This window comes from Hyalangium sp., assembly GCF_035629615.1.
GTDB lineage: Bacteria > Myxococcota > Myxococcia > Myxococcales > Myxococcaceae > Hyalangium.
Window position 1 is genome coordinate 1 of sequence record NZ_DASPHO010000785.1, and the last position, 17,897, is coordinate 17,897.

Genomic DNA, 17,897 nt, shown 5'->3' on the forward strand with positions numbered 1-17,897 from the left:
TCACCCAGCAGACGCCCCAGGACATCGCCATGGCCCGGGATGGCACCCTGCTGGTGCTCGACCGGCTGAAGGACAAGACCGTGGCCATCCTGGACCCGGACACCGGCGCGCTGCGGGGCGAGCTGCCCGTGCAGGGCAGAGGTGTTCCCGAGACCGGCCTCGTCACCGGCACCTTCGTGGACGGTGACTCCGTCTACGTCGAGCGCGAGCACGGCGCGCTGGTTCGCATCGGCGACACCTCGGGCAAGGCCGATCCCGAGCGGCCGGAGATCCCCGGACGCCCCACCCGGGATGGGCGCTCCTATGTCCTCGCCGGCATCACGGATCGCAGCAGCGGCCGCCTCTTCCTCAACGCAGTCGATCGCCAGACAGGCCAGCACCGCTACACGCGCGAGTACCGGCTCGGGTTCCCGCTGATGACCATCGCCCTGCTCGACTCGGATCTCTCCGGCACCCTCTACCTGGGCGTCACGGGTGAGCTTCCTTCCCTCACAGCCGCCGCTCCCACCCAGCCCGGCCTGCGAGTCTTCTGCGTGGATCCTCTCGACGGCAAGGTGCTGGGACAGACGGATCTGCCCCTCAACACCCTGCCGGAGGAGACCTTCCGCGACTTCGCCGTGCTGGACGAGGGCGGCCTGCTCTACCGCCACATCACCGAGTCCGGCGTCACGCTGATGCGGGCCCGCTGCCGCTGAGCGCGGGTGCGCGGCTCAGAAGTGCCGGATGCCGTGGTACGAAGTCGTCGCGGTGCGGATGTTCTTCACGCAGCCGTATGCGCAGCCCTTGCACTCGTGGGCCAGCATGTTGCCCCAGCCATCCCCGGACTCGTAGATGAAGGTGTGGCCCGCGCCGTTGAGGTTGTACACGAGCGCATCCGCCTTCAGCAGGCTGCCCCGGTCCACCGTGTACCACTGGCTGGAGTCGACGTTGAAGTGGATGGTGCCGTAGGGGTGCGAGTCCACGGAGACGTTGGTGTTGCTGCTGGGCACCTGCCACACCTTGGCCAGCAGGCCCGAGCAGTCCGCGCCATAGCTGCCGGAGTGCGTGCAGCTGCCGCAGTTGCCCGTGCACGTGCCCGCCGCCTGGTTCGGCTTCCAGGCGCCGTGGCCCCACCAGTACGAGAAGCCCGTGCCGCCCGCGGCGCCCATCGTCGCGCCCTCCACGCGGGTGATGGCCTCGTTGCGGACCGAGGCCGTCTGCGTCACCACGCTCAGGTAGGTGCCGGAGGCCCAGCCCATCACGCCCCCCCAGTAGACCTTGTACCAGCCGCCGCTGTCGCAGCTCGGGCTGTCCATCGTGGTGACGGTGGCGCCCTGCGGCATCACCGCGATGATGGAGTAGCTCGTCGCCGGCCCCGTCCGCAGGTTCAGGCTCGTGGCCGTCGTCGACAGCGTGGACTTGTAGTTCAGACAGCCCGTGAGCGCGCTCTCGCTCACCCCGAGCTGCTCATCCACCCCCTTCAGCTCGACCACCTCCACCGAGGACTCCGAGCCTCCACAGCCCACCGCCAGCGTCAGGAGGAGCAGCCACTTCAGGGAATTGCCTCTCGAGGGGGAGTTCATGCGTATTTCCCGGGAAATATAGATTTCCAGGCTTATATAGCACTCCCAGTAAATTTCCAGCCCTCTTCTACCTCCGCCGACAGCGGGGGCAGGAGGATGCGGAACGTGGTGCCGCGCCCCAGCTCGCTCTCCACCTGGATCTCGCCGCCCATGGCCTGGATGGTGGAGTGGCAAATGGAGAGGCCCAGCCCCGTTCCTTCTCCCGCCTCCTTGGTGGTGAAGAAGGGCTCGAAGATGCGCGGCAGGTGCTCGGGCGCAATCCCATGGCCGCTGTCGCGCACCTCGATGATGGCGCGCCCATCCGCCTCCTGCCGGGTGAGGACGCGGATCTCATGGAGCTCGGGTTGACCCTCGGGGATGGCGTGGATGGAGTTGGTGAGCAGGTGGAGGAAGACCTGGCTCAGCCGGGTCTCATCTCCCAGCACTCCCTGGGGTGGGCCGTACTCCTTCGCGACGCGGGCGCGCGGGCGCAGCTCCTTGTCCATCACCTCCAGGGCATGGTCCAGCACGGCCTGGAGCTCCACCCGCTTCGGGGGCTCCACCTGTGCGCGGGCGAGCGTCCTGAGCGCGTGGACAATTTTGCGCACCCGCTCGGCGCCCTGGAGCGCATCGGCGAGCGCCTCCTCCACCTCCTGCCAAAGCTCGAGCTCCTCCTCGCTCTTGGTGAAGCCGCGCAGCTCTGTGGTGATGAAGCGGAGGTTGGAGAGGATGTAGGCGAGCGGGTTGTTGATCTCATGCCCGACGCCCGCGGCGAGCGTCCCCATGGCGGCCATCTTCTCCGCGTGGGCGAGCCGCTCGCGGGTGGCCTCGAGCTGCTCCAGGCGCATGGCCAGCTCGGCGGTGCGCTCGTCCACGCGGAGCTGGAGCCGGCGCTCACGCTCACGTGAGCGGTGCAGGCGCAGCCACACCCCGCCGGCTCCGGCGAGCACCGCGGCCAGGCCGCACACCAGCCGGAAGAGGGCCGTCTGGTAGTAGCGAGGCTGGAGGTGGAACGCCAGCTGCGTGCTGGACGTGGGCCCATTGCCCCCCGCGGAGAACGCCTCGACGAGGAACCGGTGATCGCCGGGTGGCAGGCGGGTGTAGTAGGCGACGCGGCGTGAGCCGGCGTCCACCCAGTCCGCATCCACGCCCTCGAGCCGGTAGCGGAAGCGCAGCCGCTCCGGGGAGCTCAGGTTCGTGGAGGTGTAGCGGATGTCCACCCGGCCCTCTCCCGGTGGCAGGCGGGACCACTCGGAGGCGGAGAAGGGCTGCCCGTCTACCCACACCTCCTCAATGAGGATGGGAGGCGCGGCGGTGGGTGGCCGCTCATGTCTCGCGTCATAGGCCACCGCGCCGCGGATGGTGGGGAACCACAGCCGCCCATCGCGGGCATGCACCCCCGCGGGGCCCCCCAGGGAGTTGCACTCCTGGGCGCGCATCCCGTCCTCCTTGCCGTAGACGTGAGCGGTGACACGCGCGAGCTTCCCGTCCGCGACGGCCTCCAGCTCCTCCTGGGAGACGCGGAAGATGCCTTTGTTGCAGGTCATCCACAGGTTGCCCTTCCCGTCGGGCTGGACGTGCAGGATGACATCGTCGAAGAGCCCCTGGGTGCGGGACAGGCGGCTGAAGCGTCCGTGCTTCCAGCGGAACAGGCCATGGGTGGTGCCGACCCAGAGCGTCCCGTTCTCCTCGAGGATGTCCCGGATGTCGCCGGTGATGGGGTTGCCCATGGGGGACAGGAGCGAGATGCGGCCCTCGGAGAACCAGGCCAGGGCTCCGCCCTGCGTCCCGATCCAGAACCCTCCGGCGGCCCGCCGCTCTAGCACGCGGACCATGGCGCCGAGCACCTTGTCCAGCTCTGCGGCCACGGTGAACTGCCTGCCATCCCACCGGGCCAGCCCCTCGCGAGTCCCTGTCCACACCGTGCCGTGCTCGTCCTCGTAGATGGCGTAGCCCATGGACTGCCTCGAGGCCAGGCCATGCTCGGGGACGTTGGTGAACGTCCCGTCCCGAAAGCGAACGACGCCTCCTCGCGTGACGAACCAGAGACTGCCGTCGCGCCCCTCGGCGCTGCCAAAGACGAAGTTGTCGATGATCCCATCGCGCATCGTCCACGTCGTCACCCGCCCGTCCTTCCAGCGGGAGATGCCGCCGCCGAGGGTGCCGAACCAGAGGCTGCCGTCCCGCGCCTCGCGCACGGAGCTCACCATGTTGTGCCCCAGTCCCTCGGGAGGGCCATAGGGGGTGAAGGGAGCGTCCTTGAGGCGGTGCAGTCCGTGGGCGCCCATGCCCAGCCAGAGGCTGCCATCAGCGTCCTCCAGCATGGAGAAGATGGAGCCTCGCTCCAGCCCCTCCGTGGGGCCCATGAAGGAGCGCTGACCGTTGGCCATGCGCAACAACCCGCGGCCCTTGCTCGCCACCCAGAACGACCCTTGACGATCGGCGAGCAGCACGGAGATGGGAGCGCCCGGCAGGCTCGCATCCGGGACAGGGTGCATCAGCCCTCCCTGCAGCTGGTACACGTAGCCACCCTCATCTCCCGCCCAGAGGGTGCCCTTCGCGTCCACCTCCAGTGCCGCCACCAGCGGAGGTGGCTCCTCCTTGAAGAGGGGGCCGGGGAGGAACGTGCGGCCGTCCCAGCGCTGCAGGCCCTGGGCCGTGGCCACCCAGAGGCTGCCGTCCTCCGCCTCGGTGAGCGCCAGCACCCGGTTGCTGGCCAGCCCTTGCTCGGTCTTGAAGACCTGGGAGTGGGTCGCGTACATCCGGATGAGCCCGCTGCCATGGGTGGCGATCCACAGGCTTCCATCCCGGGTGGTGAGCAGCTGGTGCACCTCGCGCGCGACGACGCCCGCGGGGAGGGGGACGGGGAAGAAGGTGCCCGCGCGCAGGCCCGCCAGCCCGCGGTTCGTGTTGATCCACAGCGTGCCGCTCTTGTCGACGGCCAGCGAGGTGATGGAGCGGTCCAGCAGGGCCGGCGTCTTCATGGGGTCGAAGACGGTGAAGCGCTCTCCATCGAAGCGCACCAGGCCCTCATAGGTGCCGGCCCAGAGGTAGCCATCCGGCGTCTGCGCCAGGGCCAGGGTGGTGTTCTGCGGCAGCCCGTCCTCCGGCTGCCAGACGCGGTGGGGGAACTGGTTGAGCCCCTTGTTCGGCTCCAGGGCCGAGGCGGTTCGCGCAGCCCCCAGCAGCGCCACGAGCACCGCCGCCGCGAGCAGGGGAGCCCGGGCGCGGAGGAAGGCAGCGGGGGGGCCGCGCTGAGCGCGGCAGCTTCCGAGGACACGGCACATGACGTGGTGGCGCGGGATTGTACGCGGGGTTCACCACGTGCAGGTACACCGGGTCACGGATCAGGCGGGGTGTGTGGCGCTCTCACAGGGCTACGCGGCGGGCCGCTCCTTGTGAGAGCGCCAGATGAACGAGTAGACGTCCATCAGGTCGCGAGGCAGGTGCCCCGCAGCCACCAGCCGCTCCGACGTCTTCCGCGCCACGTCCAGGAAGCTCTCGTAGACGGTGCCGGTGACGCGCCCGTGCTTGTCCGCCGTGAGGTTCAAGAGGAGCGCCTGCTGCTCGAAGAAGGTGGGCTTCACGAAGGTGTGCTGCGCGGGGGCGTACAGCGCCTGCAGCAGCGTGGCCAGGGGCCAGGTGACCTTGCGGCCCTGTCCGTCCGCGTCCCAGAGGCGGACCGAGTCCGCGAACTTCTCGAAGCGCGGCCCGTGCGCGCCCTCACCGTGCAGCAGCTCGCCCAGGGCCGCCACGAACCCGGCCCGGTCCTCCTCCTTCATGGAGGTGAAGGGGATGGGGCCCTCGATGGGGAAGACGAGGTTGGTGAAGGCCAGCAACTTCTTGGAGACCGCGAAGATCTCCTCTGGCGTGGCGCTCGCCAGTCGCTCGGGCGAGAGCTGCTCCTGGGCGAGCTTGATGGCGGCGGTCTTGTACCCCTTCTTGCCCTTGGCCTCAGGGGCTCCTCGCTCCTCGGAGACGAACTTCTCCCCCGCGAAGCCGCCGGGGAAGAAGGCCTCGAACCAGCGCACCTGGGCATCGAAGGAGGGGAACACGACGAGCAGCGGGCGCGCCACCTTGGCCTTGGCGGACTTCTTCGCCGTGCCGCCCTGCGGGTGCTTCCCGCGCAGCCGGGTGTCCACCGTCCGGGCTTCGGCCGCGCTCAGCTCGACGGCCTTGAGCCCCTTGACCTGGGACTTGACGAAGACGCGCCGCCCGCCGTGCTCGAAGACGAGGACGAGCTTACCGTCCTTGTCGTCCAGCAGGGTCGCGCGACCCCACGCGGGTTGGCCCTCGAGCGTGAAGAGGGTCGGGGTGGCAGTGGCGCGCATGTAGGTCTCCAAGGGTTCAGCCGTCCGCGCCCGCGGCGGACTCGTCGCGATGACACGCTTCGGCAGGGTTCCACGGCAGTGGGGGGCTCTCCAGGATACGCCAAGAACGGAAAAAGACCCGCCTGTACGTCGCTTGCATTGCGCAGCGCTTGCTCTCCCGGCAGGGCCCCGGCTGGCTGGCGCCCTCTCCCGAGGTGGCGCCGCTCCCAGGACTCCCGTCAGGGTGGGCCCTCCCACTGCGGCCCTGTTGCTGTAGAATGGGTGGGTGCGGCACTCGGCCGTGGCTAGCGAGGTACCCGTGGGACAGGAAAAGCCAGCCTCACGTGGCTCGCCGGCTGCCCCGGAGGGCAAACAGGGGAAGGCGACGTCGCCAGCCCAGGACAGCGCGCCGCAGGCTCCCAGGACCAGCGCCAGCGGAGCGCGCCCTCTGCCGGGCTCCTCGACAGGGGCCAAGCCCCCCCTCAATTCCACGCTCTCCACCGATGTGCTGCTGAGGGCCAATGACATCCACAAGCGCGCCAGTCAGCCTGGGACGCGTCCCTCTTCGGAGGTGCCAGCCCCGCCTCCCCGGCTGAACTCATCCCCCCGGGGGCCGGCGATGGGCACGCCAGCGGCTGGGAGCATGCCCGGCCGGATCTCCAAACCCTGGGGAAAGAGCGCCTGGGACGAGGAGGAGAACAGCGATGTCCACCACGTCTCCAGCGTCCGCTTGGGAGGAGAGGAGAGTGGAAAGCAGGTCGTCCGCCGCCCCGACGTGAACCTCCTCTACGACGGCACCACTCCGGCCGAGGGCGTCTTCCTCACCCACGCCGAGGCCATCATCCGGGCGCCTGTGCAGAGCTACCCGGGCCAGCGCAAGGTGATCCACACCCAGAACGTCATCAACCAGTACGCGGTGGCCGCCAACCCCCGCTACTTCCCGCGGCCCCAGGAGCCGCGCGAGGCAGGGCACCTCTTCGTCTTCGACGTCATGGCCTCCCAGCACACCACGCTGGCGCGCGCCTTCACGTTGGGCTACCCCGGCATCTACCGGCCGGGCACGTTCGCGGAGCTGTGGAAGTGGCTGACCACGCTGGCGCTCCAGCGCAGTTGGCGCGAGCTGGACGACAACGCCGTCCTCGAGGGAGCGGCGCGGGGCCTGCCCATCATCGCCATGGCCGAGACGTCCGCGGGCCCGCGGCTCGCGGTGGTGGAGCCTGGGCAGCCGGGCCCCGACGGCAAGCCCCTCCTGGCCAGTGCGCATGAGCCTCGCGGCCAGCGGCAGACGGTGGCGCAGGTCTTCGAGTCGCGCAAAGTGCGCTACCTCGCCCACGACTAAGCAGCGCCAACGCCGTCGAGGTGGGCCCGGACAACCGGTTTTATGGGGGGCCGGCTCTAGGCGTCCCGGGGACGAGCCACCCCTGATTTCCTTCGGGTCCGGGGTGCCTCCGCCTCACCTAGCTCATGTCGCCGAACGGGTCGCCGGGCGGCATCGGCTCGAACGCTTCGGCGTGGGCCACGTCCGTTGCAGGTGACGACGATGGCTCCCAGGGATACGCGCTGCGAGCCTTCAGGGGAGATTGGCGAGGTCACCGTCAAAGAGAGCATCAAGCAGGGTTGCGTCCTTGCCAAAGAGGTGACCGACGCGGAGTCCCGGCACTTGCACCCTGGCAAGCTGAAGAGGAAAGGGTTGATAGCCCAGAACGCGCTCGACAAGTGCGGCGAGTTGAGTGGCGTACCCCTGGAGCTCGTTGGTGGGGACAAAGGAGAAGTGAGGGGCGTGCTTGTGGTGGGGCGTGACGGTCACCGTCGTGCAATAGGTCACATAGAGTGGCGCCAGGATGCTGGCCGCAGCGGCAACACGAGTGACGATCCGCGTTCCGTCCGGCAGAGGCTGCTCCACATAGATGCAGCACCGCCGACAGGCTGCTACCCAGGGCTGCGTACACTCCCCAACAGGCCTGAAGGATGCACGTAACTCCTTCAAGAGGGAGGACCACTCTGGCCATTCCATTGCCCGCTCCCAAGCTGCGCGCCAATGCGCATACTCAGGCGTGCGCTGATAGGGGTGTAGATCCTGGGAGTAGTCGTCCGTCATAACGGGGAAGCCAGCGGGGTAGTAGCGCCGTGCGATCTGAACCAGGCTCTTCTCCGTCAACTCCATCATGGAGTGGTCTCTGGCTCGGCAGTGATGCCGAAAAGGACGATCTCAGTGCCTTTGGTCGTGCACTCGCCCACGTTCGCGGCAGGAATCTTGGCCTTCAACATGAGTCTGTAGATCTCTTTGAAGCGGTTGCACAGCACTGCCATCATTTCGCCTGGGTGCGCCTTTGATAGAACGTCACGCACAGCGCGGTTGGCCATGGATGCTGAGGCGAACTGGGCTTCCGTTACCGGAATCTCCTTTGGAATCTCCTCTTGGTCTCTGGCCCTGATCGGTACACCGACTTCGAACTTGCAGATCGTCTTTGCTCGCGAGTTGCCTTGATTGATCTGCGCATGGATGCAGACGGCCCGCCACCCTCCCGTATCATCAGGATCTTCCGGCGGCGCTACGATGTCCCTGAAACGGAAGTATTCCGGCGTGATGACCCCTACGACGGATTGAGGGGCGGCTGCTCATGAGCACACGCCACGCCACATCCGACGAGCACCAGGGTCCACACCATGTGGACGATGCGCCTCCATGCGCGCTCTGAGTCATTCATGCAGGGATCTTACGCCAGCCCTTGTCGAAGCCCACCTTGAACTCGTAGCCGTCCAGCTGCTCCAGCGTCAGCTCGAAGCTGCTCACCGTCTCACTCATGTCCTGCCTCCCGTGGTGTGTGCTGAGAATCGTTGAAAGTCCGAGCGGATTCACACCGCTCCGCCTCTGGAGGATAAGCGCCGCTCCACCGCCGCTCCAGGAGGGACGACGGTGAGCCGCGTGGGTTGTCAGGGAGGGGCGTCGGTGCCACCATCTCCGGGCCCATGCGCTCCCCGGCCTCCGCCAGCTCTCGACTGTGGCCCTTGCTGGCCCTGCTCTCGTTGGGTGCTGCGTGCGACGTCTACCAGCGGCCCAACGAGAGGGTGCCGCAGCACTTCCAGGCCACGATGTTGTCGGATGGAAGTCGGCTCGACGCGTCGGTGCTCGTGGGGGCTCCCACGGTGCTGGTCCTCTGGGTCCCAAGATGACACGCCTGCGCTCGGGAGTTGCCCGAGCTCGAAGCCCTGAGAGGCGCCTGGGAGCCGCGAGGAGTGCGCTTCATCGCGCTCTCGCTCGAACCTGACCCCAAGAGGGTGAAGCGCGGGGCGAAGGAGTTCGGCGTGACGATGCCCATCGCCATCGCGGACGGAGAGGCCCTGGCCCCCTTGAAGGTGAATCAGGTGCCGAGCACCGTGTTCATCGACGCCAAGGGCGTCATCAAGATGACGGCCACCGGCGTGCACGACCGGCGGTTCTTCGAGCGGCGGCTGAAGCAACTGACGGCGGAGGAGCGCTGAGCGTCGTCAAGCCTCAGGGCGCCGCGCTTCGGGGTGTTGAGCCTCGAGCAGCTTGAACTGCACCCAGCAGAGATGAAGTGCCAGCCTGGCTTTACAAGGCAACACCGGGGTGCGCCGCACGCAGCCTCACGAGCGAGGCCAGGCGGCTCTACAAGGGCCCGCGCTGGAGTCGGAGTTCGGCCGCTACCGGAACCGGGCAAGGACGGCATCTGGCGGCCCTCCCACGACATCCTGGGCTGACTCCGATCCACGCGAACCTTAACTCAACTGCGCTCGGCGCTAATCGGGTTCAGGCGAATCTATTTCCTGCGGCATGAAGGAGGGCACGAGCTTCAGCCTCATCTCCGCCCTTTTCCCGACAGCGAACGTCTTCCCAGCCACTTTCACGAGAGTTCCCCAGGAAGACAGCGGTTGCTTCCGCAGCCACTCCTCAGCACGCGCCATGTCCGGGAAGACATGTGCAGGATCGACTGAGGAGGGGGCGACGCTGTCAGTGTCGCGGAGGTACTCACGCAACGCCGTCAACTGGTCCGTCACATAGAGGTAGTGGAGCGCGTTCGCTGCGGCACTGATCGCATGGCGCGCAGCTTCCGGGACATGCTCCCCCGCGCTCTCGAGCGTCTGGCACAGCGCTTCAAATTCGAAGTCTTCGGGTCGTGTCGTCACGAGATCGCTCCTCAGATCTGAAGCAAGCGAGCTGCTCTGCCGCACAGTCGCGCGAGTCAGTGCCCGTGAACACGAGATCGAAGGCGCGCGACTCGCGAGGGTCCTGCCTCAATTCATGCAGCGGCGCCCCATTCTCCTCAAACCCTGCCGCCTCAGAGTCGCCACGCAACGTGGGCTGGGCACTTTGGCACGCCACGAGCACGAGAAGCAGCGCGGCTGCGGAATACCTGAATGCTGCATACTAGAGAAACCGATGCATGAGAGGTCCTTGAGAGCCCCATGCTGCCAGATAGAGCCGAGGCCCGGTACTCAGTGCGACGGAGGCGGAGCTTCTTCAAGCGGGGCAGAGCCGAAGCCGGAGGAGGTGAGCCCGCTGCCTGGGCAGCGGCCAGGTGGAGCCGAAGAAGAAGCGGCCGCCGCAATAGGATTGAGCCGGGCTGCTGCCCAGCCGCGCACTGCTTCGGCTCGCTGTTCGGCTACTGCACTCAGGCCCTCCGCTTGTTGGAGGACGCCGCGTGCAACCGCATCGAGGCCGCGCCCGTGTTCCGGCGCTTCCCAGTGATCCTCGATACGCTCGCGTCCGGCAACCTGAGCCTCTCGGCCGTGCGCCTGCTCAGCCGGGTCCTCATGCCCGAGAACCATCGGGACGTGCTCGACCGTGTCCGCGGGCGGAGCCAGCGGGATGTCGAGCTTCTGGCGGTCACGATCGCGCCGCGCCCGGACGTTCCGTCGGCGCTCCGCAAGCTGCCCACGTTCCCTCAAGCGGGTGAGGAGCGGGAAGAGGCGAGAGTACCGTCTTGCGCCGCGGGGAGAGCGGAGCCGAAGAAGGAGCGCCCGCGGCGACTGGATGGGGCCGGGCTGCACCGCCTCTCTATTCCTTCGGGTCCGGGGCGCCTCCGCCTCGCCTATCCGCGCCGGCGCTCGTAATGCAGGCCCACGACACCGGTCGGATACGGCGTCGCGGACATCAAGCCGAACGTCGTGTGGACGCCGTTCGGCAGCACACGCTTGCCGCTTCCCAGCATCAGCGGGTAGACGAGCAGGTGCAGCTCGTCCACCAGGTCATCCTCGAGCAGCGCGTGCACGAGCTGGCTGCTGCCGTCCGTCACGATGTTCTTCCCTGGCTGGGCCTTCAACGCGCGCACCGACTCGATCACGTTGTCGCGGATGATGGTCGTGTCGCGCCAGATCGGCTTCTCGAGCGTCCGTGAGACGACGTACTTCCGGGGAGCGTTCATCATGTCGCCAAACGGGTCGCCGGGCGGCATCGGCTCGAACGCTTCGGCGTGGGTCACGTACGTCCGCCGGCCGAGGAGCAGGGCGTCGACATCCTGCATCAGCGCCCCGAAGCTGCGGCCGATGTCGTCATGCCAATAGGGCATGGTCCACCCGCCGTGCTCGAACCCGCCGTCACGGTCTTCATCTTTGCCGCCCGGAGCCTGCATGACGCCGTCCAACGACATGAACTCGGACACGATCAGCTTTCGCATAGCTCCCTCTCTGGCGCGCCTTCTGCGGGTGTTCATCTACACGTCGAACAAACCGGAACGCAATCGACATGGCGTCGCCGATGCGGGCTGGCCGACTCGAGTGACGGCACGGAGGAGGTGCACTGCTCAGGGGCTACTTGGGACGCGCACCCTTCGCGGCGAACTCGCGGATGAGTCCTTCGTACGCAGACATCTCCGGAAACCTTGCGAAGGAGTGCACCGCGGACGTCGTAGCCCAGGGCAGCTTCTCCACCGTGTAGGTCTCGATGTACGGCACGAACCAGCTCCGGTCGTCGAGCATGCTCGGCCGGAGGTTCACGAAGGCGTCCATGCCCTCGGGCCGCGTGAACATCCACGTCATACATGAGCCGCAGAACAGGTGTTTCGACGGCCCATGCAGACCGCCCACCACCGGCTCTCCGGAAAGGAGCTGAAAGCCGGGCGTAGGCACTGCCAGCGATAGACTGAAAGCACTGGAGCTCATGCGCTGGCAGCCGGTGCAGTGACACGCCATGGCGAGGAGCGGCGGCTGGGTGACGCGCAGGCGGACTTCCCCGCAGCGGCACCCGCCTTCCCAAGGCAATTTCCATTCGGGCGCAGGCTTTTCCATCCCGAGAGAGTGGGTCGTGGCCGGCCGCTCGCAAGGAAAAGTCAGGGGCATCGGCGACACCCCCTCAAGGGATACGCTCTTGCAAAACCTGGGCTTGCCCACGCAGTCTGGGAGGCTGGCTCCCGCACCGGCGCCCCCTCAGTCACTAACATGCTGTTGCGCCTCGGTTTTTTTCGGGAGAGAGGTTTGTCGGAAGAGGACGCACCTTTTCCTCCCAAGTTCCGAGAATCTCTTCATGGCTGATAATAAAATTGGGCCCAGGGCCGTCATCCTGAAGGCCGGTTCGCACGGTCCGGCGGTGCGGAAACTCGAGAACGAGCTGAAGGAGCGCGGGCTGCTCAAAGGTCCCGCCGACGGCCGCTACGACAAGCGGACGGCCGAAGCGGTGGAGCGCTTCGAGCGCCGCAACGACCGCAAGGTGGACGGGAAGGTTGGAAGCTGGATCTGGAACAAGCTCGGCCTGGGCGATCGCTTCGAAGGGCCTAAGGGCAACGGCAACGCCGGAACCAGCGCGCCGAACAACGCGGGCGACACCGGCAAGACCGGGACGTTCCGGACGGTGACCGCGAACATCAAGTCCAACCCGGAGATGCCGCAGCACAAGGTCGTCCACGACGTGCGCAAGGCCGCGGCGCAGGGAGATCTGATCGGCTGGCAGGAGATCGGCCCCTCCCGGTACTTCGACGCGATCAAGGGCCTCGGCAAGGAGTGGGGCCACTACATGCCGAAGGACGGCAACCTCCGCATCCCGGTTCCGATCTCCTGGAAGAAGTCCGAGTGGGACCTCAAGGACGCGGGCTTCAAGCGCACCCACAACGGCAAGGCCGAGGTGTCGCCGCACCGGTACATCACCTGGGTGAAGCTGAAGAACAAGGAGACCGGTGAAGAAGTCGTTCGGATGAACACCCACCTCGTCTCCGGCGCCTGGACGAAGTCCAAGCTGGACCGCCCAACCACCCCCTGGCGGCAGGAGATGTGGAAGAAGCACATGGCGCAGCTCGACTCGATGGTCGAGCGCTTCGAGAAGCAGGGGCACAAGGTCGTGGTGGGCGGCGACTTCAACCGCAACCATTACAAGGTGCTCGGTAACGACGTGGTCTACGACAACAAGCTCAACGTCGGGACCCACGGCCGCAGCACGCTCGACTACCTGATGCACACCCGGGACCGGGAGTTGGAGCACGTCCGGACGCAGTACGAGCGCCGCCTCCACTCCGACCACGACGCGATCGTGGCGACCTACCGGCTCAAGTAGCGCTGTGGCTTCTGCAAGGGGCGAGGGGTGCGCCCCTCCTGTCACGCGAAGCGGGCCCCGGTGACGGCGGTGCAACGAGGCTAGAGCAGCTTCGCCATGATCTCGTGCTCGCGCTGCTCGAGTTTGATCGAGGCGAGCGTCCAGTCGATGAGTTCGTCGGCGACCGACACCTCGAGACCGAAGGCGCTGGCGGCCTCCTTCACCGACGCGCGCTCCTCGTTCGCGATCTCGCCGTCGGCGCACGCCACCTCGACGAGCATGCGCAGCAGGGAGACGCGCAGCTCGCGGATTTCGATCTTGCTGACGATGTCGGTGAGGCGGCTGGGCTTCTGGAACTCCCGCTCAATGAGCGCGGCGACCTGCTCGTCGCGGGGCGACAGGCCGATGCCCACCACCATGTCATCGAGCTGCTGACGCTCGTCCTCGGTGATGCGGCCATCGCTCGCCGCCACGTTGGCCATGGCCTGGACGAACGCCAGTAACTGCTCCTGGGGGTACTCGCGCGTCATATCGTCTCCTGGGCGAGCGGCTGGCCGGGGGCTCGCGGACAGAAGCGGGGCCGGGCTGCTCGGTGACGCAGGATAGTGGGCGCCCGCGAGGACTGGAAACGGTTTTCGTCCGGGCACGCGAATGAGAGCGCGTCCTCGGGCCGCAGCCGAGGCCCCAGCGAGGCCCTGCCCCAGGCAACTCAGTAGCCCAGGCGCTCGGAGATGGAGTGGTCGAGCTGCCGGTGCCAGGTGTGCCAGTCGTGGGGCATGTCGTGCCCCCAGATGTCGATGTTGTGTGGGATGCCGCGCTGGTTCAGCAGGTGGCTGAAGTGCTCGGTGAGGTGCGGGTGTTCCCACTGGCCCCGGCTGGACACCAGGTGGATGCGGCTGTGGTGGCGCAGCAGGTCCATGGCGTGCCCCTCCGGCAGGTGAGGCACGTAGGAGGCGGGGTTGTTGAAGTAGACGTCGTCGTTCCAGAAGCCGTGCAGGAAGTCCGGCCGCAAGTCGTAGATGCCGCCCATCGCCAGCAGCACCTCGAAGAGGTCCGGCCTGCGGAAGAAGGCGTTGGCCGCGTGGAAGGCGCCGAAGCTCGCCCCCGTAGTGCCAATGCGCGCCGAGCCGTTGCCCAGCACGCCGCGAATGTGCGGGACGACCTCGTTCTCGATGTACTCGGAGAAGAGCACCTGGCGGCGCGCCTTCTCGTGCAGGGGCACGCTGGAGTTGAGCCAGGCGTGGTTGTTGATGCTGCTGATGCTGAAGATCTGCACGCGGCCCGAGAAGAGGTGGTGGGCCACCGCCTGGATGAGGCCCATGCGCTCGGCCTCCAGGAAGTCTCCGCCCGCGGTGGGGAAGAGCAGCAGCGCTGGGCCCCAGTGGCCGTAGCGGACGATGGGCATGTCCATGCCCAGGCGGTGGCTGTACCAGCCGAAGAGTTCGCGGCGCAGATTCGGATCGACGTGTGACATGGGGCAGGGTTCCCGGCGTGAAGCGGACCGGCCGCAGATAGCACATCGGGCCTTTGCTCTGTCTACCTCCTGAAGCTCCCTGCCTTCACGCCCCGAGGGCCCCGCCAGCCCACACCCTCAACCGGCCTCCTATTCGCCCTATGCGTCACGAGCTGATCGACCGCGCGCGCGCTCCACGCATCCAGCCCATGCGAGCCAGTCGCGCCTGCTCACCCCTCCCCGTTCACCGCGCGCCGTGGCGAGCTCCCCACGCGCGGGCTTGCTTCTCGGCGGTGGCCAGGTCGACCGACACGAAGTCCCGGCCCCCCGCGCGGTCGACGCCGATCACGAGCCTCTCTGGCGTCGCCTCGTAGCGGTCGGCTCCGGCCCACTCGGCCTTGCGGGGCAACAGGCGCGCGAGGCTGTAGGCGCGGGGCGCTCCGTCATCGAGGAGCACGAGGTGGTCGCCCCAGTGCAGCCAGAACCCTCCGCCCTGCCGCTGCCCCATGCCGTGCACGGCGCTGTCGGCGGCGCTGTCGCGGTCCGCGTGAGGAAACGCCGGCAGGTCCCAGCCGGTGGGCGCGCCGTTCCCCCGAGGAAGGCGTGCCGACAGCCCACCCTCCGGCTGCGCCACGAGCTCCATGTACTCGCCCGAGCGGGTGAGGAACGTCCGCCCGGCGTCGCTCTCGCTGCCGGGAGGCAGCAGGCGGTAGTCCACCGCAGTGTCTCCGTAGCGAAAGCGCAGGAGGCCGAGCGACGTGTTCATCCCCTTGGGAGGCCAGTGCCGGGTGAGGAGCGCGAGCCCGTCGGCGCTGCTGCCGGGCACGAGGCCCACGTAGTCGGTGTGCAGCTTGGGCTCATGGATGACGCGCTCGGTGGCGCGGCTGCCGGCGATGTCGACGACGACGATGGCGTCGACAACGCACTGCCGGGCCGTGCAGCCCTGGTTCGGGTTCGGCTTCACGAACGTGGCGCCGCGCGGCGAGGTGTGCCACCGCTGCCCCTCGACGCGGAACAGACGGCGCGGCGGGCCGCTGCGGTCGAGCGGCACGAGGTATGCCTCGTTGATGTCCGGCGACCGACCCATGACGCGGCCGCTCAGGGAGACCAGCGCATGTCGGCCGTCGGTCGAGAAGAACAGGCCTTGCAGGCCGGCGTTGAGACCCTTCATGTCCGACACCGGCCAGGGAAACCGCTCGTGGGTGCCCGTCGCGGGCTGGAACAGGTGAAACTCCTTCTCGGCGGACCACGACGCGAGGATCCGCCCCGCGTCGTCGTCGGTGGCCATGCGATAGATGCTGCGGCCAGGCACGCCATACAGGAGCCGCCATGCCTCCTTGCCGCTGCTGCGAGAGTACATGTCGGTGTCCCCGACGGAGACGGTGACGCTGTCGAGGAGCAGGGTGCGCCGCTGGCCGCTCAGCTTCGTCGCGACCAGCGGCAGCTGCTGCGGCGCGTCGGAGCCCGGCGCCGGAGGCGTCCACGGGACGGCGCGCTTCTCGAGACCAGCCATGTCGAGGAAACGGTAGTCGCGACCGCCGCCCATCTCGATTCCGACCCACAGGCCCTCGGGCCGCGCGACGTAGACGTAGGCGCCCGCCCACTCGGTGCCTCGGCCGAGTACGTGGCGGATGTCTACCTTGCGCGGGTGCTCGTTTCCCCGCACGAACACCAGGTGATCGGCCCAGTGCAACCACAGGCTGCCATCCGCGCGCTCGCCGACGCTCTCGAACCAGCCCTTCTCCCGGCGGCCGCGCGCGTCGGTCCACGGAGGAATTGTCGTCCGCGTCTCCTCGCCGGCCGCCGTCGTCCGCGTCATCGTCAGGCTCCGGTCCTCTCCCTGCCGCACCTCGACGAACTCGCCCGACCGGGTGAGGAGCGAGTGCGGGTAGTGCGACGTGTCGCTCTCCGACAGCCGCTGGAACTCGGGACGGCCGCCGAAGCGGAAGCGCAACAGGCCCCGCGTGTTCTTGCCGTCGGCGCGAACCGTGACCTGGGCGGCGAAGCGCACGTCGTCGCGTCCCTTCACGGGGAGGGCGACGCCGACGTGACGGTCGCCGGCCTCGAGGAGCGTGCGGCGCGTGACGCGCTCGCCGTCCAGCTCCAGCGCGATGATCGCCTCGATGTCGCAGCCGCCCTGCGAGCAACCCAGGCGCCAGCTGCGGGGCTTGATGAGGATCGCGCCGCGCGGCGAGAACTGCAGCTCCACCCCCTCCTCGACGAACAGCAGCCGGGGCGCCGTCTCGCCGTCGAGCGCCACGCGGTACGCGGCGACCACCGCGCGCTGGCCGATTGCGGCGCCCAGGTACGGATGGCCGTCGATGAACACGATGGCGTCGCGCCCGTCATCGTCGAAGTACAGCGCCTCGATGCCGAAGGTGCCCGGGGGGTATCCCGGCGGGGTGGGCGGCTTGGGAATGGCGAGGTGTGTCCCGCGCGCGCGGTCGAACAGGTGAAACACGCGCTCCTGCTCCCACGACGCCAGGAGCCGACCGTCGTCGTCGGCCTCGACCCGGTAGAGGTTGTCGCCCTGGACCTGGTGGAGGGTGCGCCAGCGCTTCGAGTTGCCCTCGAGGAGCTGGAGCCGGGACCCGCCGACCGAGATGTACCCGCCCGGGATGGCGCCGATCCCCGCGGCGCCCCGCAGCCGGATCGTCGAGCTCGGCACCGTCGCCCGCTCCTCCACGCCCTCGGCGTGGACCGAGGGCGCTGCCAGCCATGCCAGCAGCGCCAGCAGGCACGACCAGGTGACACACCTCACGTTACCCAGCATCCTTCGGCCTCCGGCGCATGTCGAGAGCCAGACGGGCGGCCGCCGGGACCGATTCACGGATTGGGTCCAAATACCACGCGGGCGAAGGACTGCTCCTCCAGCCCCAGGTCGCGCACCAACTCGATGATGCGGCGCAGGAAGGTGCGCAGGGCCTCCACGTTGGCGAAGCGCTCGGTGCCGCCCACGGCAGGAGCCTCGGTGGCTCCGGCAGGCTTCCACCCCTCGGGCAGGTGCGAGGGGCGGTGCTTCTCCCAGAGCAGGCGCACGGCGAACACCCCCACCTCCCGGTCCGCGCTCTCCATGAGCCACGCCAGCCGCTCGGCCCCGCCCAGCCGCG

The 17,897-nt window shown here is 68.1% G+C and carries 16 protein-coding genes and 1 pseudogene; 6 read left to right on the forward strand and 11 right to left on the reverse strand.

Annotated features, from left to right (window positions below; all coding sequences use genetic code 11):
* The coding region (locus VD972_RS39295) for a hypothetical protein (protein ID WP_324994075.1) at window positions 1–695 on the forward strand (695 nt) is incomplete at its 5' end.
* A 15-nt stretch (window positions 696–710) separates the two neighbouring features.
* On the opposite strand, the gene VD972_RS39300 is transcribed toward VD972_RS39295, so the two are convergent.
* From VD972_RS39300 to VD972_RS39310, 3 genes are all read right to left on the reverse strand, one after another.
* A complete protein-coding gene (locus tag VD972_RS39300) occupies window positions 711–1,562 on the reverse strand; it encodes an SH3 domain-containing protein (protein WP_324994076.1) in 852 nt (283 codons plus the stop codon).
* A 32-nt stretch (window positions 1,563–1,594) separates the two neighbouring features.
* Complete coding sequence (locus VD972_RS39305; RefSeq protein WP_324994078.1) at window positions 1,595–4,828, reverse strand: sensor histidine kinase; 3,234 nt, start codon at window positions 4,826–4,828, stop codon at window positions 1,595–1,597.
* Window positions 4,829–4,918: 90 nt separating this feature from the next.
* On the reverse strand, window positions 4,919–5,872 hold the full coding sequence (locus VD972_RS39310) for a hypothetical protein (protein ID WP_324994080.1): 954 nt from the start codon (window positions 5,870–5,872) through the stop codon (window positions 4,919–4,921).
* A 622-nt stretch (window positions 5,873–6,494) separates the two neighbouring features.
* Between VD972_RS39310 and VD972_RS39315 the strand changes: the two genes are divergently transcribed.
* On the forward strand, window positions 6,495–7,190 hold the full coding sequence (locus VD972_RS39315; protein ID WP_324994081.1) for a hypothetical protein: 696 nt from the start codon (window positions 6,495–6,497) through the stop codon (window positions 7,188–7,190).
* Window positions 7,191–7,421: 231 nt separating this feature from the next.
* Here VD972_RS39315 and VD972_RS39320 read toward each other — a convergent pair whose 3' ends face one another.
* A complete protein-coding gene (locus VD972_RS39320) occupies window positions 7,422–8,018 on the reverse strand; it encodes a hypothetical protein (protein ID WP_324994082.1) in 597 nt (198 codons plus the stop codon).
* Between the two features lie 803 nt (window positions 8,019–8,821).
* On the opposite strand from VD972_RS39320, the gene VD972_RS39325 reads away from it, so the two are divergent.
* Together VD972_RS39325 and VD972_RS39330 are read left to right on the forward strand one after the other, a co-directional pair.
* Window positions 8,822–9,025: a hypothetical protein gene (locus VD972_RS39325; protein ID WP_324994083.1), complete on the forward strand. Its 204-nt coding sequence runs from the start codon at window positions 8,822–8,824 to the stop codon at window positions 9,023–9,025.
* A gap of 15 nt (window positions 9,026–9,040) precedes the next feature.
* Window positions 9,041–9,334 (forward strand): annotated as a pseudogene (locus VD972_RS39330) (TlpA family protein disulfide reductase); the annotation flags it as partial.
* Window positions 9,335–9,613: 279 nt separating this feature from the next.
* Here the strand turns inward: VD972_RS39330 and VD972_RS39335 are convergent.
* The gene (locus VD972_RS39335) at window positions 9,614–10,000 is read right to left on the reverse strand and encodes a hypothetical protein (RefSeq protein WP_324994085.1); all 387 of its coding nucleotides are present in this window, start codon (window positions 9,998–10,000) and stop codon (window positions 9,614–9,616) included.
* A 498-nt stretch (window positions 10,001–10,498) separates the two neighbouring features.
* Here VD972_RS39335 and VD972_RS39340 point away from each other — a divergent pair, with 498 nt between their 5' ends.
* Window positions 10,499–10,927, forward strand: coding sequence for a hypothetical protein (locus VD972_RS39340; RefSeq protein ID WP_324994087.1), 429 nt, complete (start codon window positions 10,499–10,501; stop codon window positions 10,925–10,927).
* Here VD972_RS39340 and VD972_RS39345 read toward each other — a convergent pair.
* Together VD972_RS39345 and VD972_RS39350 are read right to left on the reverse strand one after the other, a co-directional pair.
* Window positions 10,906–11,490, reverse strand: a complete 585-nt coding sequence (locus VD972_RS39345; RefSeq protein ID WP_324994089.1) for a dihydrofolate reductase family protein — start codon at window positions 11,488–11,490, stop codon at window positions 10,906–10,908. The two genes, VD972_RS39340 and VD972_RS39345, sit on opposite strands and share 22 nt — an antisense overlap.
* Before the next feature lie 133 nt (window positions 11,491–11,623).
* Window positions 11,624–12,151 (reverse strand): GFA family protein, encoded by a 528-nt coding sequence (locus tag VD972_RS39350; RefSeq protein WP_324994091.1) that lies wholly within the window; start codon window positions 12,149–12,151, stop codon window positions 11,624–11,626.
* Window positions 12,152–12,335: 184 nt separating this feature from the next.
* On the opposite strand from VD972_RS39350, the gene VD972_RS39355 reads away from it, so the two are divergent.
* Window positions 12,336–13,355, forward strand: coding sequence for a peptidoglycan-binding protein (locus tag VD972_RS39355; protein ID WP_324994093.1), 1,020 nt, complete (start codon window positions 12,336–12,338; stop codon window positions 13,353–13,355).
* Window positions 13,356–13,435: 80 nt separating this feature from the next.
* Here the strand turns inward: VD972_RS39355 and VD972_RS39360 are convergent, their stop codons facing one another.
* The 4 genes from VD972_RS39360 to VD972_RS39375 all read right to left on the reverse strand — a co-directional run.
* Window positions 13,436–13,864 carry a tellurite resistance TerB family protein gene (locus VD972_RS39360; RefSeq protein ID WP_324994095.1) on the reverse strand — a complete coding sequence of 143 codons (429 nt, stop codon included), beginning with the start codon at window positions 13,862–13,864 and terminating at the stop codon, window positions 13,436–13,438.
* 179 nt (window positions 13,865–14,043) lie between these two features.
* Window positions 14,044–14,808, reverse strand: coding sequence for an esterase family protein (locus VD972_RS39365; protein WP_324994097.1), 765 nt, complete (start codon window positions 14,806–14,808; stop codon window positions 14,044–14,046).
* A gap of 223 nt (window positions 14,809–15,031) precedes the next feature.
* Window positions 15,032–17,548, reverse strand: a complete 2,517-nt coding sequence (locus VD972_RS39370; RefSeq protein ID WP_324994099.1) for a hypothetical protein — start codon at window positions 17,546–17,548, stop codon at window positions 15,032–15,034.
* A 65-nt stretch (window positions 17,549–17,613) separates the two neighbouring features.
* Window positions 17,614–17,897: hypothetical protein (locus VD972_RS39375; protein WP_324994101.1), on the reverse strand; the 284-nt coding region annotated here is incomplete at its 5' end.

Bases quoted from the DNA above. Each gene is read 5' to 3' on its own strand.
- VD972_RS39300 (WP_324994076.1), bottom strand. From the start codon at position 1,562: ATGAACTCCCCCTCGAGAGGCAATTCCCTGAAGTGGCTGCTCCTCCTG.
- VD972_RS39305 (WP_324994078.1), bottom strand. From the start codon at position 4,828: ATGTGCCGTGTCCTCGGAAGCTGCCGCGCTCAGCGCGGCCCCCCCGCT.
- VD972_RS39310 (WP_324994080.1), bottom strand. From the start codon at position 5,872: ATGCGCGCCACTGCCACCCCGACCCTCTTCACGCTCGAGGGCCAACCC.
- VD972_RS39315 (WP_324994081.1), top strand. From the start codon at position 6,495: ATGCCCGGCCGGATCTCCAAACCCTGGGGAAAGAGCGCCTGGGACGAG.
- VD972_RS39320 (WP_324994082.1), bottom strand. From the start codon at position 8,018: ATGATGGAGTTGACGGAGAAGAGCCTGGTTCAGATCGCACGGCGCTAC.
- VD972_RS39325 (WP_324994083.1), top strand. From the start codon at position 8,822: ATGCGCTCCCCGGCCTCCGCCAGCTCTCGACTGTGGCCCTTGCTGGCC.
- VD972_RS39345 (WP_324994089.1), bottom strand. From the start codon at position 11,490: ATGCGAAAGCTGATCGTGTCCGAGTTCATGTCGTTGGACGGCGTCATG.
- VD972_RS39350 (WP_324994091.1), bottom strand. From the start codon at position 12,151: ATGCCCCTGACTTTTCCTTGCGAGCGGCCGGCCACGACCCACTCTCTC.
- VD972_RS39355 (WP_324994093.1), top strand. From the start codon at position 12,336: ATGGCTGATAATAAAATTGGGCCCAGGGCCGTCATCCTGAAGGCCGGT.
- VD972_RS39360 (WP_324994095.1), bottom strand. From the start codon at position 13,864: ATGACGCGCGAGTACCCCCAGGAGCAGTTACTGGCGTTCGTCCAGGCC.
- VD972_RS39365 (WP_324994097.1), bottom strand. From the start codon at position 14,808: ATGTCACACGTCGATCCGAATCTGCGCCGCGAACTCTTCGGCTGGTAC.